14 protein-coding genes and 1 pseudogene are annotated in these 24,118 nt (G+C 40.0%); 14 read left to right on the top strand and 1 reads right to left on the bottom strand.

Features of this window, described 5'->3' with window-relative positions:
• Positions 1–259 precede the first annotated feature (259 nt).
• The 14 genes from GFH32_RS16865 to GFH32_RS16800 all read left to right on the top strand — a co-directional run bounded on the left by GFH32_RS16865 (position 260) and on the right by GFH32_RS16800 (position 22,269).
• On the top strand, positions 260–3,337 hold the full coding sequence (locus GFH32_RS16865; RefSeq protein WP_160366838.1) for a SusC/RagA family TonB-linked outer membrane protein: 3,078 nt from the start codon (positions 260–262) through the stop codon (positions 3,335–3,337).
• Positions 3,338–3,347: 10 nt separating this feature from the next.
• Entirely contained in the window at positions 3,348–4,961 is a 1,614-nt protein-coding gene (locus GFH32_RS16860) for a RagB/SusD family nutrient uptake outer membrane protein (protein WP_153512708.1), read from the top strand.
• A gap of 104 nt (positions 4,962–5,065) precedes the next feature.
• The gene (locus tag GFH32_RS16855) at positions 5,066–7,753 is read left to right on the top strand and encodes a DUF4962 domain-containing protein (protein ID WP_228384161.1); all 2,688 of its coding nucleotides are present in this window, start codon (positions 5,066–5,068) and stop codon (positions 7,751–7,753) included.
• 34 nt (positions 7,754–7,787) lie between these two features.
• Positions 7,788–8,432, top strand: coding sequence for a GntR family transcriptional regulator (locus GFH32_RS16850; protein WP_153512707.1), 645 nt, complete (start codon positions 7,788–7,790; stop codon positions 8,430–8,432).
• A 359-nt stretch (positions 8,433–8,791) separates the two neighbouring features.
• On the top strand, positions 8,792–10,114 hold the full coding sequence (locus GFH32_RS16845; RefSeq protein WP_153512706.1) for an aspartate aminotransferase family protein: 1,323 nt from the start codon (positions 8,792–8,794) through the stop codon (positions 10,112–10,114).
• Positions 10,115–10,118: 4 nt separating this feature from the next.
• Positions 10,119–11,297 carry a galactonate dehydratase gene (dgoD, locus tag GFH32_RS16840; protein ID WP_153512705.1) on the top strand — a complete coding sequence of 393 codons (1,179 nt, stop codon included), beginning with the start codon at positions 10,119–10,121 and terminating at the stop codon, positions 11,295–11,297.
• Positions 11,298–11,315: 18 nt separating this feature from the next.
• Positions 11,316–12,080 (top strand): SDR family NAD(P)-dependent oxidoreductase, encoded by a 765-nt coding sequence (locus tag GFH32_RS16835; RefSeq protein ID WP_153512704.1) that lies wholly within the window; start codon positions 11,316–11,318, stop codon positions 12,078–12,080.
• Positions 12,081–12,356: 276 nt separating this feature from the next.
• Positions 12,357–12,899, top strand: a complete 543-nt coding sequence (locus GFH32_RS16830; protein ID WP_153512703.1) for an RNA polymerase sigma factor — start codon at positions 12,357–12,359, stop codon at positions 12,897–12,899.
• Positions 12,900–13,010: 111 nt separating this feature from the next.
• A complete protein-coding gene (locus GFH32_RS16825) occupies positions 13,011–14,072 on the top strand; it encodes a FecR family protein (protein WP_153512702.1) in 1,062 nt (353 codons plus the stop codon).
• Positions 14,073–14,186: 114 nt separating this feature from the next.
• Entirely contained in the window at positions 14,187–17,681 is a 3,495-nt protein-coding gene (locus GFH32_RS16820; RefSeq protein ID WP_153512701.1) for a SusC/RagA family TonB-linked outer membrane protein, read from the top strand.
• Between the two features lie 10 nt (positions 17,682–17,691).
• The gene (locus tag GFH32_RS16815; protein ID WP_153512700.1) at positions 17,692–19,509 is read left to right on the top strand and encodes a RagB/SusD family nutrient uptake outer membrane protein; all 1,818 of its coding nucleotides are present in this window, start codon (positions 17,692–17,694) and stop codon (positions 19,507–19,509) included.
• Between the two features lie 3 nt (positions 19,510–19,512).
• Positions 19,513–19,902: a BACON domain-containing protein gene (locus GFH32_RS16810; RefSeq protein WP_153512699.1), complete on the top strand. Its 390-nt coding sequence runs from the start codon at positions 19,513–19,515 to the stop codon at positions 19,900–19,902.
• Between the two features lie 6 nt (positions 19,903–19,908).
• Positions 19,909–21,432 (top strand): sulfatase family protein, encoded by a 1,524-nt coding sequence (locus tag GFH32_RS16805; protein WP_153512698.1) that lies wholly within the window; start codon positions 19,909–19,911, stop codon positions 21,430–21,432.
• A gap of 162 nt (positions 21,433–21,594) precedes the next feature.
• A complete protein-coding gene (locus tag GFH32_RS16800) occupies positions 21,595–22,269 on the top strand; it encodes a DUF2490 domain-containing protein (protein WP_153512697.1) in 675 nt (224 codons plus the stop codon).
• 202 nt (positions 22,270–22,471) lie between these two features.
• Here GFH32_RS16800 and GFH32_RS16795 read toward each other — a convergent pair.
• Positions 22,472–23,992 (bottom strand): annotated as a pseudogene (locus GFH32_RS16795) (IS1182 family transposase); the annotation flags it as partial.
• Positions 23,993–24,118 lie beyond the last annotated feature (126 nt).

The following is a 24,118-nucleotide window of genomic DNA, read 5'->3' as shown; positions in this document are numbered from 1 at the left end:
TTTCAAGTGCCTATTGCGTTCCAGCGCGTAAATAACGTTTATCAATATTCTACTTTTCTAACTGGGAGAAGTCATGATTTAAATGTTAATATATTTGATTGTATACAAAAATGTATTATTATTGTATTCAAATATTTGATTATAGTGTTTTCTTTTTAACACAATGGCACTTGTTCGAATAACCAAAAACTAAATTACTTTATCAATTAATCAAATTATCCTGAATAAGATGAACCGAAAACAGTTTAAAATCAGGCAGATGATGAATCGAGGTTGCCTCGTGCTAAGTATTCCTTTCTTAGCGCTAGGAACTGTGCAGGCTGTCACCGATGTGAAGCCGCTCTATACAGGCGATTGGAATCTTTCGCAATCTCAACAGACTTATCAGCAACAAGAAATTTCCGGAACGATCACTGATGCACAAGGAGTAGCCTTGTCGAGCGTACAAGTTCGAAATTTAAGAACAGGCTATGCTGTGCAAACAGATGCGCAAGGTAGGTTCGTGCAGCAGGGGACTGCAACAGACCGCTTTGAAATAAGAATGTTAGGCTACCAGTCGCAAACCCTAAGTGGTTCCGCTTTAACGAATGTTAAATTAAATTCGGAAGATACTTCAATCGATGAGGTTGTAGTCGTGGGATATGGCAGTCAGAAGAAAGTAAATTTAACAGGTGCGGTTTCCGTCGTTAAATTTGATGAGGCAACAAATAGCAGACCCAACACAAATTTAGCGTCCGCTTTGATAGGCCGAAGTTCTGGTTTAAATGTCGCGCAAACATCTGGCGCTCCGGGTGCGGAGGGCTTTGATATTTTAGTTCGCGGAAAGGGAACGATGAATGATTCGTCACCTTTAGTGATTATCGATGGGGTACCGGGTGCTTTGAATGATGTAAATCCAAATGATGTAGAAAGTGTTTCGGTATTGAAGGATGCTTCTTCGTCAGCGATATATGGTTCCAGAGCAGCGAATGGTGTGATTCTAGTAACGACCAAAAGAGGCTCGGGAGAGAAATTTACGGTTTCTTATAATGGCTATGCTGGTAAACAAGAAGCAGCAAAGACGGTAGATTACATTACTGATATGGCAACTCATATGGAGCTCGTTAATGAGTCCGAAGGTCGCGAAAAATATGGACAGGGCTTAATTGATACTTGGAGACAAGAATCTGCTGCTGGTAATCCTTTATATCCGAATACGGATTGGTATCAGGAAATGTTGAATTCAACGGTGCTTACAGAACATAATTTAGCGCTTCGTGGCGCTGGCGAAAAAGGAAATTTCGCCATGTCGCTGGGTTACCTTAATAATCAAGGGATCATCGATAATTCTGGGTATAAGCGATATAATTTCCGTATTAATGCAGATGCGAAAGTGAAGAACTTTTTGACTTTAGGCGGAAATATCTTCGGAAACTGGTCCGATCGTGGTCCAGTAGATGTATCGTCTTTTTTCTCCAATATTCGAAATACAACTCCTGGGGTAATACCTGTAGACGATCAAGGCCGCTATGGAGGTGAAATGTTTCCTGGGCTTGCTCAAGGTTCTAATCCAAGAGCATATGTAGATAACGCACGAGGTAATTTTGAACGTCAAAAGTTAGGTATGAAGTTCTTCGCTAATGTTAATCTGTTAAAAGGATTAGAATGGGAGAGTAGCTTTGGTTTCAATTTTAATAATAACCGTAACTGGGTTTATACGAATCCGTATGCATTATGGAATCTGCAAACAAATTCTGCTTACCAAGAGAGACCGAGTGTAAACAGCTTATTCAACGCAAGTCGTCGGGACTATTCAACAATCTTAAATACCTTATTGCGTTATAGAACTTCATTTTCGAATGCACATAATCTTTCTGCCTTGTTAGGTTTCGATCAACAGTATAACAGAATGGATATTTTTGATGCGAAGAAGAACGATATTTTAGGTGATGATGCGATCTATATCCTGGATGCTGGTACTAATTTGGAAGCAATTAACGGTTCGGGAACAGATGATGCATTACAATCTGTTTTTGGACGTGTAAATTACGATTTCAAAGGACGTTATTTATTTGAAGCATCGGCGCGCTATGACGGATCTTCAAGATTTGCAGAGGAAAACCGATGGGGATTTTTTCCGTCCTTTTCTGCTGGATGGAGAATCATCGAGGAGCCCTTTGCGGCATCTTTAAAAAGCATATTTAGTGATATTAAGGTTCGTGGATCTTGGGGTCAGCTAGGAAATAACCGTATTGGTGATTATACGTATCAGGTAGTATATGGATCTTATTTATATCCATTTGGTGGAAGTTTGACACAGGGAGTTGGGCCTAAAGAAATTGCGAACAGCAAGATTACGTGGGAAACAACAACGGTATCAAATGTTGGTTTAGATCTTACTTTGCTGGCAAACCGATTAAACTTCAGTGCTGAATATTTTAACAAAAAAACTAGCGATATCTTAACGAAAATCCCTATTCCAATGGTTCTTGGGAATTTTTCGCCACCATGGCAAAATATCGCGGAGATGAGTAATAAGGGATTTGAATTCCAATTGGGTTATTCAGATCGTATCAATCAAGACTGGACCTACGCGATTAATGGAAACTTTTCTACGGTAAATAATAATGTATCGAAGTTTAATGGTAACCGCTCGATCAACGCCATGAATATTACCCAAGAAGGAAGTCCTTACAATAGCTTTTTCCTATTAGAATTTGATAGAATTATTCAAGATCAATCGGAAATCGATCAGTTAGTTAATGATGGCTATACTTTTGGAACTTACGTAGGCGGTAAGCCTAAACCTGGTGATATGCTGTATAAAGATACGAACGGCGATAAGATTTTTGATGATCAAGATCGCGTGGTGAAGGATTATTCGGCATTGCCTAAATATACTTACGGGTTCAATGTGAGTGTTGCGTATAAAGATTTCGATTTGAATGTCGTAGCGCAGGGTATGAGTGCTGTGCAACAATATTGGGGCAACGATGGCTTCAATACCTTCAATATTAATGAAGGATTCTTGCAAAGAAAAGAGATCTTGAATCGCTGGACGCCAGAAAATAAAAGTACTGAATATCCACGTCTTTTAACTTCAGGATCAGCTTTAAACACGGTGTATAGTGATTATTGGTTATACAATACGTCTTATTTCCGAATTAAATCTTTGCAATTGGGCTATGCTTTACCGCAAGCAACATCGTCGAAGTTCAAAGTTGATCGTCTACGAGTTTATGCAAACTTGGAAAACTATTTTACCTTCAGCAAATTCGAAGGTTATAATCCAGAAAACGCATCAGTTGCTTATCCACTAATGAAACAATGGGTAATTGGTTTAAATATTACCTTCTAACGCTAACGTCATGTTTACAAAATTTAGAAATATAGTAATAGCCGCAGCGGCTGCTGTTGTATGTAGTTCATGTAGCGATTTCCTCGATCGCAATTCACTTGTTGGTCTTTCCGAGGGAAGCTTTTGGAAAACCCAAGAAGATGCTATTAAAGGGGTTAATAGCATGTATTCAGCAAATAAAGAGTTTACAAATAGTATTGTTATCTATGGAATGATGGATGATTTTACTGACATATCGTATCAGTCTTTTGCTACTGGTTTAACTACGGGCGTATTCCCTGCGAATGCGGGGTTCTATCAAACCTCATGGGGTATTTTTTATAAAGGAATTTTTCGTGCCAATACGGTGTTAAGCAAAGTTCCTGATATTAATATGGATGCTGGGATGAAGAACCGATTGTTAGGTGAGGCAAAGTTCTTCCGTGCTTATTTTTATTTTAAGCTGTGGGACTACTTCGGCGCGGTGCCGCTTTATACGACAGCAATGAATGTCGATGAGGCATACAATGCGCGCGCAGCGGAGCAAGAGGTTTATGATCTTATTGTAAAAGATTTGACGGAGGCCTATGCAACCCTTCCTGAAAGCTATGTGCAGTCGGATAAAGGTCGCGCTACGAAATGGGCGGCTCTTGCTATGCGTGGTAAAGCACATCTTTGGGCGAAGAAATATGATTTGGCAGCAGCTGATTTTAAAGAGTTGATGGATAAAAGTGATCGCCGATTAGTTAATGATTTTCATTCACTATTTCGCGTCGCAGGAAATAACAATACAGAGGTAATCCTCGATGTTCAATATATAGCAGAACAAGGTCATGGTATTGCGACAGATCGTAATTATGGTAATGCACGTGGAGCCACAACAGGTTCACAACGTACTAGACCAACACCTAAATTAGTCAATACCTTCGAGATGGCAGATGGTACGGCCTTTGATTTTGCTAACTTTAAGAATGCTGCAGGCGAAACGTTCAATCCGAATCGCGTTAGCGACTGGAGCGATGAGACTACTGTTCGTCAATTGTTTGAAAACAGAGATCCACGTATGCATCAGTCTGTGGTTGTGCCTTGGTCAACATTCGTAGGGCGCGGTGGGGCAACATTCTTATACCGATTTCCTGTGGTTAGCTCCGATGCGACTGCCTATGTGCCAGTTTGGACAAACGGAAGTTATGCTTGGAGAAAATTCGTAGAAACTGGTGCTAGCTATACGCTTCAGGATAATATGCCAATTAATTTCCCGCTTGTTCGTCTAGCTGATGTTATATTAATGTATGCAGAAGCGAAGAATGAAGCGCTCGGGAATCCAGATCAGACGATTTATGCGGCAGTTAATCAAGTGCGTACGCGAGCAGGGATGCCTAATCTACCTGCCGGGTTGAATAAGGAACAAATGCGTGAACGAATTCGTAAAGAGCGAATCGTTGAACTTGCTGGCGAAGGACAGCGATATTCTGATATCCGTCGTTGGAAGATTGGAAAGGATGTTGTAGACGGTGTTTGGATGACAGAATTTACAGGTGTAAATATCCGTCAGCGTGGCTTTCCGGATCATTATTACTTATGGCCAATTCCGCAGTCAGAGCGTGATTTGAATCCATTATTAACGCAAAACCCAGGTTGGTAAATCGTTTAGCGATTCAGTACCAAAGAATACATATATTGAATAGAATAAATATTAGAATGAAATATTGCCGAATTATATTTTTGCTGATGCTTGTGTTGTTTGCTGTGTGCTCGAAAGCACAGCAAACAACTGTTTATACTTACCAGGATTTCAAACGCGCAAAAGGGATATCCCTTGTTCGCAACGAACAGGTATCCGGATTGTCGAAAAAACAGAATGTGGAGGATGCCTATCCGATATCTGCCGCAGACGCGTGGGTTGAAATCCGCGTGAATCAGCCAGGAACGTATATATTGGATGCGGTCGTTGAGGTTATTGACGAGGCACAACTTAGGGCATCTGATAAATCTGGTAAGTTAACCAAGTACGGTTTTCTACAACTCGGTTCCGGAAAGATAACAAAACGTATTCTGTTTGATCAGTATAAAGCTGGCAAGCAAGAACTAGGGAAGTTTGAGTTCCACAACAAAAAAGAAACGTTGAAGATATGGCTGCCTAACAATATCTTGTTTAAGGAATTGTCGGTAAAGCCCTATCAAGCTCCAATTGCACCTGCCGATGCAATCGTTTATCAACCTCAGGTAAAACCGAATGCTTCGCATCCTCGTCTTTGGGTAAATTCAGAAACATTACCTGTGGTTCAGAAGCGTCTATTGTCGGAGGAGAATCAGGAAGCTTGGGCGCGTGTTTCTGTGACTGCAAAAGAAGCTTATCGTTTTCCATATGCTAATCAACACGAAATTTTCCACGATGAGAAACTAGAGCAAGTAATTGAAGAGAAGGCTTTTTATTATTTGATGACCAAAGATGCGGTTGTTGGGAAAGAGGCGATTTCTTTGGTAACGGAATATTTTGCGCGTTTGGAGTTTGGGAATGTTACCTACGGCGATATTACGCGTGAATTAGGTCGAGCAATTTATCGAGGAGCACTGGTTTATGACTGGTGTTATGATTTATTGAGCAAAGAGCAGAAAGATGTATTACGTACTGAAATGATGCGTTTAGTGCAGGACATGGAAATTGGATGGCCTCCTTTTTATGGATTGGAAAGCATTATCAATGGACACGGCAATGAGGCTCAAATTTGTCGGGATATGCTGGCTTGGAGTCTAGCTATTTTTGATGAAGATCCTGAGCCCTATCGTTACGTTTCCTATACTATTTTAGAACAACTGGTGCCGATGCGTAAGTTCGAATATCAGTCTCCTCGACACAATCAGGGGGTTGATTATGGAGGGTATCGATTTGGCTGGGAAATGCACGCCGTATGGTTGTACTATCGCATGTTAGGGTATTCTGTTTTTGATGACAATATCAAAAATATGAGCGATTACTGGCTGTATATGCGAACTCCAGATGGGAAGATGCTACGAGATGGGGATATGTTCAATGTGAAGTACTCCAGTAGCGATGAGTTTTATTGGAAAAACCCGCAGACGATGCTTTTATGCTATGCTTTTAACGGAGATCCGATGATTAAAGCAGAGTTCTTCAAGCAAGGCGCATTGCCAGAGAATCCAGTTTTGTATTTATTATTAAACGATCCGACGCTAAAAGCGGCTGATGATCGTTCTAAGCTTCCATTGACAAAAGACTTTGGTCCCATTTTAGGATCTATGATTGCTCGTACTGGTTGGAGTGAGGATAAAGCTAGTGGAGATGTAGTTGCGGAAATAAAGGGTGCAGGATATCATTTTGGGAATCATCAACATGCAGATGCTGGTGCGCTTCAAATCTATTATCATGGTATTCAAGTTGGTGATTTAGGTTTGTATTTATCCTATGGAAGCCCTTATGATTTCAATTTCAACAAGCGATCTATATCGCATAGTATGATGCTTTTGCGGGATCCGAGTGAACCATTGTTATTTCGTACGAAGACGAATGATGGCGGGACACGTTTCAGTCAGCGGTTCCCTAAAACAAAAGCAGAAGTGCTAGGTGATTCATGGTTTCAGACGGGTAAGACATTAGCTTCGGCTTTCGGCCCCGACCCAATTCGACCAAGTTTCAGTTATTATTCCATGGATTTAACTGCAGCATACACTTCTAAAGTTCAGTCTTATGCGAAGAATTTCCTGTTTCTAAATCTAGAAAGAGAAGATGTTCCTGCGGCAATTTTTGTAATCGACGAGATGAAAGCGGCTAATAAGGATTTTGAAGCTTATTGGCAGATTAATACGTTAACAGCGCCAGAAGTATTAGCGAATGGTGTTCGTTTAACAAGTCGATTTAAAGGAAAAGGTGGGCATGCAGATGTGGAATTGATAAGTCCAAGTAAAGATAATCGCCGATTAAAGCTATTGAGTGGAGATTCAAGCGCTTATGTATTCGGAGATAAATATCAAGTGAATTCGCCTTGGCCGGAAGCCAAAGGTACTCGTGTAATGGTTGAATCTTTAAACAAAGAAGGTGAGCATAATTTTGCGGCCTTGTATCAATTGTATGAAGAAGGACATGCGAAATTGCCAACTCAAGTTCGTGAGTTTGCGAACTATTACCAACTGTCGATTGCTGATAAGCTTGTAATTATTGGAAAACCAGGGCGCTATTTGAGAGAAGAAATCGGTTTCGAGATACCTGGAGATAAGCTTTACGAAGTGATTTTATTAGGTATGTCAGACGGTTTTTGGAATCTGCAAAACAGTGATAAAAACACGAGCTTTAATATTCGTGTTCAACCGAACGAACATGCTTTTTCGTGGAAACAACAAGGAGGAAAGATTCTGTTGCGTCCAGGACGTCAATACGGAGCGGCAGAAGGCAATTTAAAATCACACAACAATAAATAATCACATTTAATTATTGCGTTAGAGCCGCTTATCCATGAGAGATGATTCATTAGCAAAAAAGGTGTATTTGGAAGTGCGCAAAAAAATTCTTTCGAGTCAATTGTCTGGAGGTGCGAGACTGGTAGAAAGTGCATGGGCCGAAAGATTGGATGTTAGTCGTGTCGCTGTTCGAGAAGCCTTTATGCGTCTTGCTGGAGAAAGTCTGGTGGAAGTTGGAGAGAAGGGTGGATGCTTCGTGAAAAAGATAACCATTGAAGATGTACATGCGATTCGTGAGTTGCGTGAAATCCTTGAAATCGGCGCGCTGAAGGTTCTCTTTGTAAAGCGGAATGCTGACCTTATTGAAGATCTTGAATCGATCTGTAATGATTTCTCAAATATGGTCAATAGAGGATACTATGGAGGCGCTTGTGAAGCGGATGTTCGTTTCCACGAACGTCTAATTCATGGAACCAATAATGCCCGATTGATTAATATTTATGAGAGTAGCAATATCCCTTTGTTTCACATGAAAATCGGAGCTATTCTTGGACAAATGGAAGATTACATGGAGACTGATACAGAACATCGTCTAATTGTGCAAGCGCTAAAGACCGATAATTGGGATTTGGCATATAGCACTTTAGTCAAGCATTTAGAGCGAGGTGAGCAAGAGTCGCTTGAGCTTGTTGAAGATTAACGGATATGCTGTTTAGCCTCTCTTACTTGTATAGGTCAAATTTCTCGATTTTGCTGATGCTAACTGTCCTAGGTTATTAAGTAAATTATAATCATTTTTTTATCAGGTCAATAGGGTAGGATGGCAATCAGCATTCGATATTGACTTGATGATTTATTTGGACTGTAGATCCATGTTTTATGCAGTTGATCAACTTACTTCCTCTTCCAATTTTGTTAAGCTTTCAAAATCTCTTTTTAAAAAAAAATATAAATAAACGCTTTGAAATGTATACAAAAATATTGTAATTTGGTATACATATAATATTAGCCAATTCTTTTATGAATTATAATAAAGGTTCAGAATAAAACTCGTTCATTATGTCAGAATATTCAAAGTCGGAGGATATACTTCGCAAAAATGCCCAATGGATTCCAGGTGGTGTTGTTTCGCTAAATAGGAAATCAGATCCTAACATTTGCTTTGTGCAGGGGCAGGGAAGTCGTGTGGTAGATGCAGACGGCAATTCATATATTGATTATCAGGCTGGTTTTGCCGCATCGTTTCTTGGGCACAACGATCAAGATGTGAATGCAGCAGTTTTGAAAACAATGCAAGAAAATCAAGTTTTGATGGGTGCCGGACCAACGTTATTGGAGGGAGAGTTTGCCGAGTTATTCTGTCAGAGTGTTCCAAATGCGGAGAGTATTCAAATTACTACAACCGGTTCCGAAGCAACCTACCATGCAATTAGAATTGCTAGAGCAGCGACCAACCGAGATCACATCATTGTGATGCAAGGAGGATATAATGGTTGGCATAATGACGTGGCTTGTAATGTCATCAGTAGTTTATCGGACGTTGGCCCGTTTCAAAGTCCGGGAGAATATCCATTTGATTCGTTGAGCGCTGGAGTACCTAAAGCGCATAGTAGCCTAGTTCATGTTGTCAATTTCAACGATTTAGATAGTGTGCGAGAACTGGTGTCCAAATATGAGATTGCGTGTATTTTATTGGAACCTATCCTTCAAAATGTGGGCATTGTAAAGCCAGAAGCGGGATACTTGGAAGGACTTAGAGCATTAGCAGATGAGCAGGGATTCTTACTTATTTTTGATGAGGTGAAGACTGGTTTTAGACATGCGCTTGGAGGTTACCAATCATTGGTGAATGTAAAGCCAGATTTATCAACCTTTGGAAAGGCTGTCGCGAATGGTTATCCTTTAGGTGTTATTGCCGGGAAAAAGAAATATATGGATTATTTTGTCGATCCAGATAAGAAAAGGAGAGTAATGATTGCTGGTACCTTTAATGCTTTTCCGATGACAACTGCTGCCGCAATTGCTACTTTGAAGAAGTTGTCCAATCCACAAGTTGGTGTTTACGAGCATGTAGAAAGACTAGGTGCTATCTTGGAAGAAGGATATAACAAGCTTTTTCCTATTTTAGGAGTACCATTTCATGTTGCTAGACAAGGTTCTGCGTTCTGTGTCTATTTTATGGATCATGCGCCTAAGAACTTTCATGATATTGCAACAAATCATAACTTCGAATTAGATACAACCTATCGTAAACGATTAATTGAGCAAGGAATTTTCAACTTTCCGGCAGCAATTAAGCAAGGGAGTATATCTTTCGCACATACGGAGGAAGATATTTACGCAACATTAGAAGCAACAGAAAAAGTTTTAAAAACGATATAATATTATGAAAATAACCGGAATAGAAACGTTAGTGTGTCATGCACGAATGCGTAACTGGATATTTGTAAAAGTACTCACAGATCAACCAGGGCTATGGGGTTGGGGCGAAGCAACTTTAGAATGGCATACCCAAAGTGTTGTTGGAGCGATCAAAGATATTGAACAGCTTCTCATCGGTGAAGATCCTCGACGTATAGAGCATCTTTGGCAAATGATGTATAGACAGCATTTTTGGCATGGAAACGGTATTGTTCGTGGTACAGCCATCAGTGGAATAGACATTGCCTTATGGGATATCCTAGGTAAAGTTCATGGGGTTTCTTGTCATGAATTATGGGGAGGTCGTGTTCGTGATTATATTCGTCTTTACTGCCACCTAGGTGGAGGGAAAATGGAAGATTTCTATGAAACCGCTCCAAATGATGCAAAACGATTTGGGGATTTAGCGCAGCAAGCAGTGGAAGAGGGCTTTACAGCTTTCAAATCCATGGCCGTCCCAGAAACAATGTCTCTGGAAGGTTTAAAGCCTGTTAAATATGCTGTTGCATGTGTTGAAGCGATGCGTAATGCTGTAGGTGATGATATCGATATTATGGTTGATTGTCATGCAAGGCCCAGTCCTCGTATGGGGATGCAATTTGCAAAGGCATTAGAACCTTATGGATTATACTTTTTCGAGGAGCCTTGTTGGCCGGAAACAATGGAAGACATTGCGCTAATTCAACGTGCTGTTAGTACACCTATCGCATCGGGAGAAAGACTTATTGGCGTACATGCATTCCGAGAAATGCTAGAGAAGCGTGCCGTAAGCGTTATTCAACCTGATATTACACATTGTGGCGGTTTATCCGAAGCGCGCAAGATTGCTGCCTTAGCCGACGCATATCGCGTTTCTATGGCTCCGCATAACCCTCAAGGACCAGTAAGTACAGCTGCATCTATTGAATTAGGTTTTGCGACGCCTTCCTATATTATTTGTGAAAGTGTTCACAAAGATGTAGAATGGAGACAGGATGTTGTTTCGGAAGGTTTCACTGTTCAAGAAAAGGGGCGAATTGTTCTACCAAATAATAAACCAGGACTAGGGATCGAGATTAATGAAGAGGAAGTGAAGAAGCACCCTTTTCAACAAGAGGTATTGCAACGAACCTTCTATAAAGATGGAAGTGTAGGCGATTGGTAAATCTAATGCTGAAAGAAGATGAGTGAGTTTAAAAATAAGACCGTAGTCATTACAGGTGCAATCGGTGATATAGGTGCTGCAATGGCGACCTTGTTCCTAGAACAAGGGAGTCAGGTTTGCATTTCAGACATCTTTGCTAAAGAAGAAGCCAATAAACAGCAGCCTGAATTATTGAAACATCCAAATCTGCACTATGCTATGGTAGATGTCAGAGATTATGTCGCGGTTTCAAGCTGGCTTGAGGATTGTAAGGTTCGTCATGGATCAATTGATATCGTTATTGCCAACGCGTCTAAAGTGACCGTAAAAGACTTAACAAGTATATCTGCTGCAGAATGGATGGATGAGATTAATGTCAACTTGAATGGATCTTTCCATGTGGCAAATTCGTGCGCTAAATTATTTCAAGAGAATCAGATTGCAGGATCCATTGTCTTTATAGGAAGTTGGGCCGCGCATGCTGTTCATTCCAATTTACCAGCATATACTGTTTCGAAAGCTGCGGTTCGTATGCTTTGTCAGACGATGGCATTAACCTACGCTCCTTTTGGGATTCGTGTCAATGAGATCGCTCCGGGATTTGTTAATGCTGGCTTGAGCAAACAGGTTTGGCAGAAAGAACCCGATGCTCAAGAGAAAGCGAAGAATATCGTTCCATTAAGTGGGATTCTAGAAAGCAATGAAGTTGCTAAGCAAGTTTTATGGATATGCTCTTCAGCAAATAGGTTACTTACTGGTGCGAGTATCGTTATCGATGGTGGACTTTCACTAGTTCGCCCATAATATACCGGAATAAGATACTATAATCTGTTTTTTTGATATTAAACACTAAAAAACGGAAATACCTTCAAGTCGAATGAATGAGGAAACGCATATGGACCAAATCCATATGCGTTTTTTTATTTAAGGTATTCGATATAGAGAAAGACAAGTGTAGTTAAGTTTTTTTTGAAACAAACTAGAGGTTTTTAGTAGAATCGAGGGATATATTTAGTTCCTCATGCCCGCTTTTTTGGTTTATTTTAAAAATTCTTATCTTGCGGGGTCACTAAGCGAAAGATGCCTTTTATACCTTTAACTTCCTTTGAACAGGAGCGTATTGCGCAACATCGGGATGAGATCGTTTTTAAATCTTATTTCCTAAGAAACTATAAGTTTCTAGAGCGTTATGCATATGGGTTATTGAGGGATAAAGGCATGGCACAGGATGTTACTTCGGAAGCGATGTGGAAGATGTGGCATTTAGGCGCTGATTTGCTACACCTCACTTCAGTTGAGGCGTTTCTACTTCGTATTGTTAAGAACCGCTGTCTAAATTTGATACGATTGAATCAACCAGTTTATGTCCTGCCAGAAGATCTTCCTGAGATGGCAATAAATACACTTGATCCAGAAATGATGATTATTCAACAAGAAGGACTAACCGAAATTGAACAAGCGATTGCAGACCTACCAGAAAAAACTAAGCAAGCTTTTTTATTGGTTAAGGAGGAAAGTCATACCTATCAAGAGGCTGCCGTAATTATGAAGATCTCTAAGAATACTGTTGATCGCCATATTCAAATTGCACTCCGCAAGATTTGGCAATCTATAAAAAAATAGAATATTTGTTTTCTTGATATTCAGTAAGTTATGTTTTTTATTGAATATAATGTCAATTCGCATTGGTGATTTCGTATCCAATAGGTGTCTTCGTTATTGAAGACCAAAAATATGAATCATACAGAGGAAGAATTTCTAACCTTATTGAATCTCGCCTTAGCTAATGAGCTAACTGTTGAGCAAGAAATTCGACTGCAGCTTTTGCTTGAGCAAGATCCGCAGCGTATGCAACTTTACGGTTTTCTAAAATTATCTGAAGATACTGAGCGTGAAAGACTAGAGATAGAGGTTCTCTATGAAAAATCTAGACCAAATGATCTTCCTGATTTAATCCCTTCGAAAGTTTTACCTGTTTCGCCTCAAAGACTATTTCCTTGGAAAACGTCGCTTAAGATTGCTGCCGCAATACTTCTTATCTTCTCTTTCATCTTCTTATTGAGACAACAGAATACCACAATTCGCGGGAATTGGATGGAGTTAAGTTCCGAAAAAGGTGAACGTAAATACTTTAAGCTTATTGATGGTACCGAAGTTTGGTTAAATAGCGATAGTAAGCTTTTGCTTAAACCGGGGTATGGAAAAGAACACCGAGAGATGCGGTTATTGGGTGAAGGTTATTTTTCTGTTGCCAAAAATAAGGCGCTTCCTATGAAAGTGAGCGTAAGAGATGTTGATGTGAATGTGATAGGGACTGTCTTTAATTTAAGAGCTTATCCAGAACAAGGGCAAATTGTTACTTCGTTGATTGAAGGAAAAGTGAAGCTTACCTTGAATGAAACGAAAGGTAGAAAAGACTTCGTGATGAAGCCTGGCGATCGTGTGGAGATAGAACGGAAGGAAATCAACGGTGAAATTAGTCTAGCTGTTGCTGACAGCATTGCCATCCAGCATACCGTAGCATTCCGCTCAGTAGAGAAAAAAGACGATAAGGCATTGGATGCGCTTTGGACAGAAAACAAGCTTGTTTTTAAAGCTGATCGCCTTCCAGTGGTCGTCAAGCGATTGGAGCGTTGGTACAATGTTCCGATTGTTATTGAAAATAACCTAATGAAAGAGCAAGCATTCACAGGAGTCTTTGAGGAGCCAACCTGTCAGCAAGTATTGTCTCTACTACAAAAAACAAACAAAAACCTGAAATATATGATGAAAGGAGATACGATTATTATCAAGTAATAAAACGATAAAAAAAGGTATTCCTTTGGAAAAGGAATACCCAAATGATTTAACCATGAGCATCTCGCCCTAGGAAAGTTGGATGCTCAATCTGATTATTTAAAAACTAAATTTATGAAAAAAAAACCACATGAAATAAGTCGTGTGCCTATTCCTTATTATGTTAAGCGGATCTTGATGGTCAAATTTATCTTGATTTTTATAATGGCTTTTGCTGCTCACAGCATGGCTAGTGAAAGCAACGCACAGAACAAAGTTTCCATGCATTTTCGGGACGTTAAACTGAAGAATCTGTTAAACTCTATTGAAGAGCAGACCAAAGTTTCGTTTATATACAACGATAATGCTATTCGCAATATTAGTATTTCTAATGTGCAGGTTGAGAAAAAGGATTGGCGGGAATTATTACGTCCAATTCTAAAAGCACAGAATTTTCAAATGACTCAAGTCGGAGTCAATCGCGTATTAATCGAACGTAGTGACGAACAGTCTAGTGTCGCTTCTGGAACAGTAAAAGATCAGCATGGCAATGCCTTGGTGGCAGTATCTGTCAAGCAGAAGGGGACACAACGCTCTACGAGTACGAACAGCGATGGGCAATTCTCATTAGAACTTGAAGGCAGCAATCCAGTCATAGTATTTAGTTATGTTAGTTTTCTGAGCCAAGAAATTCCTTTCAATGGGCAGCCATTGCAAGTTGTCCTTTCGGAGGATCTTGCGCAGCTTGAAGAGGTTATTGTTGTTGGTTATGGCACGCAAAAGCGAGTTAATCTAACAGGTTCGGTTGCTACCATATCTGGAGATCAAATAGCAAATCGTCCAGTTGTAAATGCTACGCAAAGTTTACAAGGAACTATGCCGGGCCTAAACGTTAGTGTGAACGGCGCGACGAAGCCTGGACAATCATTTAAAATGAACGTTCGTGGTACAGGTAACTTAAGTGGATCAGATCAACCATATGTCTTGGTAGATGGGATGGAAATGTCACTTGCTGACGTCAATCCAAATGATATTGAGAATATCTCTGTACTAAAGGATGCTTCTGCAGCAGCGATTTACGGTTCTCGCGCTGCCTATGGTGTTATTTTAGTAACAACGAAAAAAGGATCGGCAGGCAGAAAGCAAATCAATTTTAGTTCTAATACAGGCTTTACATCTCCTGTAAACTTACCAGACATGGTTAATTCAGTAGATTTCGCTAACTACTTCAATTCGGCGACTTTTAATGCACTTGGAACCAAACAGTACTCGGAAGAGAAGATTGCGCTATTGCAACAATATATCGATAACCCAGGATCTGTATCTATTTTTCCTGAACTAAATAGCAATAATTATACGAGTTGGGAGAATAGTGCCAATGGGGTAGCGAATACAGATTGGTTTAACTTCCATTATAAACCATATGCTCTTCGCCAGAATTACACGATGAATCTGAGCGGAGGTAATGAAGGGACACAATTCTATGTTTCCGGTGGAATTTATCAAGAGGACGGTGCCTTGCGATATGCAGATATCAATTACAATCGATATAATTTCAATGTTTCTGTTAATTCACAATTGGCAGACTTTATTAAGCTGAAAAGTAACGTAAAGTATACCCATAATCAGAACCAATCGCCATTAGCCGGATATGAGGATTTGTTTTTTCATAATCTAGCACGTATGAGACCCAATGTTTCGCCATATGATTTCTATGGTAATTTTACGGAGCAATCCTTTGTGCCTTATTTACAATCAGGCTCTGAAGATAAGAGCAACAATGCAGCGTTGGTTATATTGGGTGGACTAGAGATTACTCCTGCTAAAAATTGGAAGATTTTTGCCGATTTGAACTACAGCAAGCGAAATTTTGAAGGTTCAACGTTAAAAGTGCCGGGTACAATCTACGGAGTTGATGGTACTCCTATTTTGATGAATCGTTCGGAGTATAATATTCCATTGTCAGGTAGCTATGCCAGAAGAATGTATGAACAGGCTTATATAACACCTAACATCTATACGAACTATAAAGTCGCTGTAGATAAACATCAATTTGACTTAACTGCGGGTTTCCAACAGGAATACAATCAATACAAAGAATTGGGAGCTTCAGCAACTGAGCTTATTAGTTTTGATCGTCCTGGAACTGATCTAGCAACAGGGACAAAGTCATCTACTGAAATCAGAAATCACTGGGCTACTAGGGGATTCTTTGCTCGTATCAACTATAATTTCAATAGTAAATTCCTATTGGAATTAAATGGCCGTTATGATGGTTCTTCTCGTTTTGCAAGTGATCAACGTTGGGGTTTCTTCCCTTCGGTTTCTGCAGCTTATAATATTAGCGAGGAACAGGTTGTTAAGAACACTTTGCCTTGGTTAAATCAACTTAAGCTTCGTGGATCTTATGGTAATCTTGGAAACCAGGCTGGAGCAAATATGTATGCTTACCTAGAGAACATGAAAATTTCCGTTCCCGGATTAGGAACAGGAGGTCGTTATTATTTCGGTGACGAACGCGAAAGCTTTATTGAAGCGCCAGGAGCATTTAACCCATTAATTACATGGGAGAAAGTTCAAAGTACCAATATTGGTCTTGATTATGCGATGTTGGAGAACAGATTGTCGGGAACGTTGGAATGGTACCAACGTAATACAAAAGATATGTTAGGTCCCTCTCGCGACGTGGCAGACATGTACGGAGCGACACCTCCGCAATCAAATAATGCCGATTTGAGAACACGTGGATGGGAACTTTCTGTAAAATGGAAGGACAATATCTCAGAAGATTTAAGCTATGATTTAGGCTTGATGCTTACGGATTATCGTTCTGTCGTTACACGCTATCAAAACCCTACACGTTTTAATCCTGCTGACGCATGGTATGAAGGAAAAGTAGTTGGCGAAATCTGGGGATTTACCGCAAATAGCCTTTTAAAAACTGCTGAGGAAGCCGCGAATTACAATTCAAGCTTAAATCGCTCGTACCTATCGGCACGCGATTGGGTAGCCGGTGATGTGAAGTATGAAGATATTAATGGCGATGGTAAGATTGATATCGGTGCTAATCGTGTAGGTGATTCCGGAGACTATAGTATTATTGGTAATAGTAGTTCAAGATATAATTTTAGCCTATCAGGCGGTGTGAACTGGAAAAATTGGAGCTTAAGTATGCTATGGCAGGGTGTTGGAAAGCAAGAGTTCTTGCCGAAAGCATTAGATGCTTATTTCTGGGGTTCGGGATCCTTGGCGCAGGTGAATGTTTTCAGAGAGCATTTAGATTATTTCAGCGAGAGCAATCCAGATGGATATTATCCAAATCCGTATGCAGCACCTGTTGGAGCAATTGCTTCTTATACGAATAAGACTCAGTCACCATCAAGTCGTTATGTTCAAAATGCGTCTTATATCCGTTTAAAGAACTTGACAGTTCAATATACCTTCAACAAAGAATGGACTCAACGCATGAAAATTAGCCGCCTAAGTATATTTGGTACAGGTGATAACTTACTCACATTTACAAAAGTTGCAGGTATGTTCGATCCGGAGACTTTGACTGGTGGATCAGGAACCGGTAAACTTTATCCTTTGAGTAAAGTGTATTCATTCGGTTTAAATGTCACATTTTAATGTATTCACAATGAAAAAAATTCATTCCCTATATATTCTTTTATTAATCTTCACGTGCAGCTGTAGTGAAGACTTCTTAAATCGTCTGCCTCAAGACCAACTGTCAACGAGCGGAAGCCTTGCTTCAGTCAATGAATTGAGACTTTATATGAATCAATTTTATGAGCAACTACCTAACCATCCGAACTTTACAGGAGGCGAAGGTGTGGCATATGATGATGCGCGGACGGATAATATGATTTTTACAACTGTAAATCCTCGTCTGAATGGACAGTTAACGATATCAAATGCAACGGAATTATCCGAATACAAACAGATTCGCGGATTAAATTTCTTCTTGAATCAAGCGAAGCAGGCGAAAGGTAATGCTGCAGACATTAATCAATACCTTGGCGAAGCTTACTTCTTTAGAGCTTGGTTCTATTTTAACCTGGTTAAGAAATATGGTGATGTCAGCTGGGTAAATAGCCTGTTGAATGCGGAAGATGAATCTACATTTCTAGAACGCGATAGTAGATTAGTTGTTGTTGATTCTATTCTAAAGGATTTAGATCGCGCAGGAGAATTATTGGCTGTACAATCAAACAATAATACCATGCGTATTCACCGCGATGTTGCTTGGGCGATGAGTTCAAGAGTTGCTTTGCACGAGGGTACATGGCAAAAATATCATCAAGCAAAGGCAACAGGTTTTGCTTCTCCAGGGATTAATGCGCAAAAGATTAGCTCTTATTTGACGCAGGCACGTGATGCTGCGAAAAAGGTCATGGATGCTGGTCGTTGGCAGATATCTTCCACAGGAAAGCCATTGGAAGATTATAAAAACATGTTTATTAATACGGATTTAAGAGGGGATAGAGAAGTTTTATTATTCCGTCGATATAATCCAGCAGAAAATATAGGACATGGAGTTTCTAAATATTTATCAACTGCTGGAGGAGATATTGGTATCACCTTAAGTCTCGTTGATGACTATTTGACTCGAGAAGGTAAGCCATTTGTTGGATTGCAACGTGAGCAAGCACAAAAAAGCTATGGCGAGGAATTGCAACCTACCATTCGTGATCCTCGATTGTTTCAAACAGCAGGTGTTGCTGGACAACCACTACGTCCTGGCGCTGTTGTTCCAAGCTATCCGCCTATTAATCAAAGTGGATTTAACCGCAATACAACTGGTTACCCGATGTACAAATACGTTGAGTACAACAACGTAGCGGCGACTACGGATGATGGGATGAGTGCGGCACCGGTAATTTATTTCCGTTACGCGGAAGTGCTTTTGAATTATGCAGAAGCGATTGTAGAATTGGATGGTGATGTCAACTTAGCGGTTCAAGCTTTAACGCCTTTACGAACCCGAGTAGGTATGCCAGCGGTTAACATCGAAGCGGAATACAATACCCAAGCGGATTATCCATTCCGTAATCTTTCAAAGGCCTTACAAGCCGTACGTAGAGAGCGTCGTGTGGAGATGGTTGCCGAAGGAACTCGTCTGAATGATATTATGCGTTGGGCTGCTGCTGATGTATTGCTTGTTGGTAAACGACCGTTGGGAGCACTTTTTGTCGGAAGTGATCTAGCAACGCAAAACACATCAACAGGATTTTATGGCGACGCCTTACTCTATTTCGATACGGCGCCAGCAGGAAAAAGTATCAATTTCTATTTAAATGGACAGGCTTCAGACAGCAAAAGATACATCGATCCATACAAGCAGGTGATGCCGAACGGATATGGATTTAAAGTAAACAGAGATTATTTATTACCAATTCAACAGCGAATGCTGGAGTTAACAAATGGTAAATGGAAACAAAACCCTAATTGGTAAACTATGAAAAGTCAAATTATGCAAATTCTTAATCGCAATAAATCTTTCTATCTTATTGTCTTGTTATGTGCGATTTTCTTCTCATCCTGTGAAAAGGATCAACATGTTAAACCACAAGTAGGGACATTTGACCTTGTACATGAAATACCTGCTAGCATTCCTGCGGCGGGAGGTTCATATGCACTAACAATAGATGCGACAACAAATGCGTTCTGGATTGAAGCAGCGGCCGAAGCGAATTGGGTAACCATTAGCAGAAAATACGGCTCTGCCAAAGTTACACAGCAGGTCATTGTCGCGAAAAATAATACATCGGCCGAACGAACGGCAACGGTACTTGTTAAATCAACGAATGGCGAAAGCGTCTCGTTAGTTTTTAAACAACAAAAATAAAATACCATGAGGATATTGCTTTCATTAATCTGGGTCGTATGTGGATTTGTTGCGCTAGGACAGCAAAAGAAGCCCAATATTGTTATTATTATTTCGGATGATCATTCCTATCAAACAATTGGTGCTTATGGCGCTCAAGTTGCTAAGACGCCTCAAATTGATCGATTAGCAAAACAAGGTGCGGTATTTACAAATGCGTATGTCAATAATTCGATATGTGGTCCTTCAAGGGCCACATTGTTGACAGGAAAGTATAGTCATAAAAACGGTTTTAAAGACAATGAAACTTCAGTTTTTGATTTCTCTCAAAACTTATTTGTGAAGGAGTTACAGCATGTCGGTTATCATACTTCTTGGATTGGTAAAATTCATCTCGGCGAAAAGCTTCAGGGATTTGATTATTATGACATCCTTGTTGATCAGGGGCATTACTTTAACCCAGATTTTATCTCTAAAAAAGGGAAATTACGTGAGCATGGATATGTTTCTGACCTGGTCACAGACAAAGCGTTGAACTGGTTAGATACAATCAATCGCGAGCAGCCATTCTGTTTAGTAATCGGACATAAAGCAACGCACAGAACCTGGATGCCGGATCCTAAGGATTTTGGAACTTATGATCAGCAGAATATACCTTTACCAGCTAGTTTCTATGATGATTATGCAACAAGGAAGGCTGCAGCAGTTCAAGAAATGTCAATTGACAAGGATATGCGAATGGGCTATGATCTAAAGATGTTCAACTCTGTTGAAGAGATGATGGCTGATGGTAACTTTAAACGTATGGACGAAGCGCAAAAAGCGGCTTATATAAAGTACTATCGCCCTATTTTCGAGCAATTTAAGAATAGTAATCTGAAAGGTAAAGAGCTAGCAGAGTGGAAGTATCGACGTTATATGATTGACTATTTAAATACAGCGCAATCTATGGATCGTAATATTGGACGTGTATTGGATTATCTTCAGCAAGAAAAATTAGAAGAGAATACAATCGTTATCTACCTGTCTGATCAAGGTTTCTATATGGGAGAGCATGGCTGGTTTGATAAGAGATTTATGTATGAAGAGTCGTTTAGGACGCCAATGATTATGAGAAAGCCAGGATTAATCCCTGCGGACTCAAAGATTCAAGCGAATGTCGTCAATGCAGACATCGCTCCAACGCTATTAGAGCTTGCGGGAATCGCTAAACCTGATGATATGCAGGGTAAGTCATTCCTGTCGGTCTTAAATCATACAGATAAGAAACATAGGGACGATGTTTATTATCACTATTTTGAAAATGGCGAGCATGCAGTATCACCACATTTCGGGGTCAAATCTGGAAGATATAAATTAATTCGATTTTACAAACGTGTAGAAGCATGGGAGCTATTCGATATGGAAAAAGATCCTAAAGAGTTGAAAAACTTGGCTTCTGATCCTTCCTATCAGAAGGTCTTAAAGAAAATGAAGAAGAAATTGCTTAAACAAATAAAAGCTTTTGATGATCCTCAAGCGGAGGAAATATTCAAACAAAAGATAACCTAAAGATCGATTTAGGCTGTACTAATAATTAATAAATAAGCCCATAGATTGAATATATAAATCAATCTATGGGTTTGTTTTTTCAGTTGATTACCATGCTAATCTATCAAGAATATTACCTTAGGTATTATTTCAGCTTCTAATGGTATTATTTATCTTGCGGGAATGAAATCTATCGCTCTTATTTTTATTCTTTTCCTGTTTGGAACCAGTTGTTCCTATGCTCAAAAACTAGAATCTGCATTGCTCTATTACGGCCAGACGAAATTTACAAATAGCAAGTTTGGTATTTACCACGAGCTACAAATTCGCGATTTTCAATTTGGAGGTGATCATAACCAAACCCTCATTCGAGTAGGTGGGCAATACCAAATTAAGCCAAACTTAACTGCGACGCTAGGTTATGGTTACATTTATTCAGAGTTAAAGGGAGCACCTAACAATCCGTTCAATGAACATCGGATTTTTCAAGATCTTGTATGGACACATAATCTACAATCCACTCGTATCCGACATCGTTTGCGTCTTGAAGAACGTTTTATAGAAGATAGAGACGTGTACGGACGCGCGAGATATTGTCTATTTGCGGATATACCACTAAGTGAAAAGAAATTTGCTGCCGGTGGAGCTTATATAGCGCTATACGAAGAGGTGTTTATCAATGCATTTCAACCTGAACCACTCAAAACTTTTGATCGAAACCGACTGTATGCTGGAGTGGGGTATAAAGTGAAGGATAATTTAGGAATACAAGTAGGTAGTATGTTACAACATGTAGGTTCGAATAAAGGAACCTTTCAAATGCAACTGTCTTTACATCATGTGATCAATGTAAAATAGATCAGCTTAATAAAAAAGGAAGAAGGTGTCTAAAAAGGCACCTTCTTCTGTTTTATAGCTTTTGCGATTCCATTACTGTTTTCATTTTTGAGTTTTAAGCAGTAAGTTTATATTTTGTGGTTTTAACGCTCCTGACTCCAATTTTTATCGTATATAGTGTTTTATCGCTATAACCATTTCGAAACAAGACATCGTTTGCCCACTTTTTTGCCCATTTTCTGAGGTTATGAGCAATGGCCATCAAACCGAACTCTACAGCGACTTTCTCCAGTCCTTTCATCGTGAACCGGGTAAACTTGTTGTTGCTTTTCATCTGACCGAAAACAGCTTCCACTTCTATGGGTCGCTTGCTTCGATGGTACATTCCCTCTTCTGATAGCAGTCTTTTTCGGGCTTTAGCCTTGAGCTGATCAAGCCTGTGGTTCACTTCAATAATACGATTGCCTTTTGCTTTATGGCACCCACTGCGCATTGGGCAGCCTTCGCATCGCTGAGCCTGATAACAGCTTACCCGGGCAGTATATCCATTGGTACTAACTCTGGTTGCATGACCGATATAGCTGAGCTTCTGTCCGGCCGGACATACATAATAGTCATCTTGCTGGTTGTAATACAGATTCTGTACCGAGAAAGGATCCTATTTATGCTTGCGCTTCTGTTCCACATGAAAGTAATTGTACTTGACAAAGGCAGTTATGCCCTGTTTTTCCATCAATTCATAGTTCTGTTCACTACCATAACCGGCGTCTGCTACAAGCTGTTCGCTTTGTTTTCCGTAATGGGACTCAAAGCCTTCCAAATGTTCCGGCAGGGTTGTGGTGTCGGCAGTTGTTTGATGGATGCTGTAATGGGTGATGAACTGATCTTCGGTGCTGATTTGGGTATTATAGGCTGGCTTAAGCTGGCCATTCTTCATGTGGTCCTCTTTCATCCGCATAAACACAGCATCGGTATCGGTCTTGCTATAACTATTGCGATCTCCCAGTACTTCCAGTTGCTCTTCATATTTCTCTAGTCGAGGCAAATAGTCCTCTTCAAGTTTCTTAAGCTGCTTATCAGTAGATTTATTGGCTCCTTTGAACTTGGCATTGATCGCTTCGATCTTTTCCTTCAACCGACTGCTATCAATGGCCTTGCTAACTTCTTGATGCCCTAATGAAGATTGGTCTTGGGCGATCTGAGCCTCGATTTCCGAAAGAACCGAAGCAATGTTTGCTTCTAGCTTTACCTTATTCTTCTCGACCGATTTCTTCCAAACGAACGTATAACGACCAGCGACCGACTCGATCTTGGTACCATCAACATATTGAACTTTCAGGCTAACATACTCCATATCATGCAGCATACGAACGATACTTGCAAACAGCTCTTGTATCTGTCCTTTAAGACGCTTTCCTCTGAAATAATTGATCGTACGATAATCAGGTGTGCTATTGCCCGAAAGCCACATGAAATGGATATTCTCTTGTAAGGCGCGCTCAATTTTTCGGCAAGAATAGATATTGCTTAAATAGGCGTAGAACAGCACCTTAATGAGCATTCTAGGGTGAAAACTAGTGGTGCCTCCGCCTTTATACTGACGGATAATATGATCTAGATCCAACTGATCAACAACCTGACTCACCAACCGAACCGGATGGTTCATTGGAATACGATCTAAAATATTCTCAGGAAATAGACTCGGACTATTGGATGGAAGCGCTTTGAATTGTATGTTTGCCATATTGTTTTTTTGGGTGCACCTTAAGATACAAAATCTTAAGGACAAAAAAACAGAAAAACCCCGCCATTTTTTAATGACGGGGTTCTTTCTTTAAGAGACCTTTTTAGACAGCCCCTTCCTTTTTTA

It is taken from the genome of Sphingobacteruim zhuxiongii (assembly GCF_009557615.1).
In the GTDB taxonomy this organism is placed as follows: domain Bacteria; phylum Bacteroidota; class Bacteroidia; order Sphingobacteriales; family Sphingobacteriaceae; genus Sphingobacterium; species Sphingobacterium zhuxiongii.
The sequence above is the reverse complement of the archived record's forward strand: the minus strand, read 5'-3'. Positions and strand labels throughout refer to the sequence as shown.

What these genes read in the sequence shown, in the direction of transcription:
- GFH32_RS16865 (WP_160366838.1), top strand. Translation starts at nt 260, where the DNA reads ATGATGAATCGAGGTTGCCTCGTGCTAAGTATTCCTTTCTTAGCGCTA.
- GFH32_RS16825 (WP_153512702.1), top strand. Translation starts at nt 13,011, where the DNA reads ATGAATCATACAGAGGAAGAATTTCTAACCTTATTGAATCTCGCCTTA.
- dgoD (WP_153512705.1), top strand. Translation starts at nt 10,119, where the DNA reads ATGAAAATAACCGGAATAGAAACGTTAGTGTGTCATGCACGAATGCGT.
- GFH32_RS16810 (WP_153512699.1), top strand. Translation starts at nt 19,513, where the DNA reads ATGAAAAGTCAAATTATGCAAATTCTTAATCGCAATAAATCTTTCTAT.
- GFH32_RS16830 (WP_153512703.1), top strand. Translation starts at nt 12,357, where the DNA reads ATGCCTTTTATACCTTTAACTTCCTTTGAACAGGAGCGTATTGCGCAA.
- GFH32_RS16850 (WP_153512707.1), top strand. Translation starts at nt 7,788, where the DNA reads ATGAGAGATGATTCATTAGCAAAAAAGGTGTATTTGGAAGTGCGCAAA.
- GFH32_RS16815 (WP_153512700.1), top strand. Translation starts at nt 17,692, where the DNA reads ATGAAAAAAATTCATTCCCTATATATTCTTTTATTAATCTTCACGTGC.
- GFH32_RS16800 (WP_153512697.1), top strand. Translation starts at nt 21,595, where the DNA reads ATGAAATCTATCGCTCTTATTTTTATTCTTTTCCTGTTTGGAACCAGT.
- GFH32_RS16835 (WP_153512704.1), top strand. Translation starts at nt 11,316, where the DNA reads ATGAGTGAGTTTAAAAATAAGACCGTAGTCATTACAGGTGCAATCGGT.
- GFH32_RS16820 (WP_153512701.1), top strand. Translation starts at nt 14,187, where the DNA reads ATGAAAAAAAAACCACATGAAATAAGTCGTGTGCCTATTCCTTATTAT.
- GFH32_RS16845 (WP_153512706.1), top strand. Translation starts at nt 8,792, where the DNA reads ATGTCAGAATATTCAAAGTCGGAGGATATACTTCGCAAAAATGCCCAA.
- GFH32_RS16860 (WP_153512708.1), top strand. Translation starts at nt 3,348, where the DNA reads ATGTTTACAAAATTTAGAAATATAGTAATAGCCGCAGCGGCTGCTGTT.
- GFH32_RS16805 (WP_153512698.1), top strand. Translation starts at nt 19,909, where the DNA reads ATGAGGATATTGCTTTCATTAATCTGGGTCGTATGTGGATTTGTTGCG.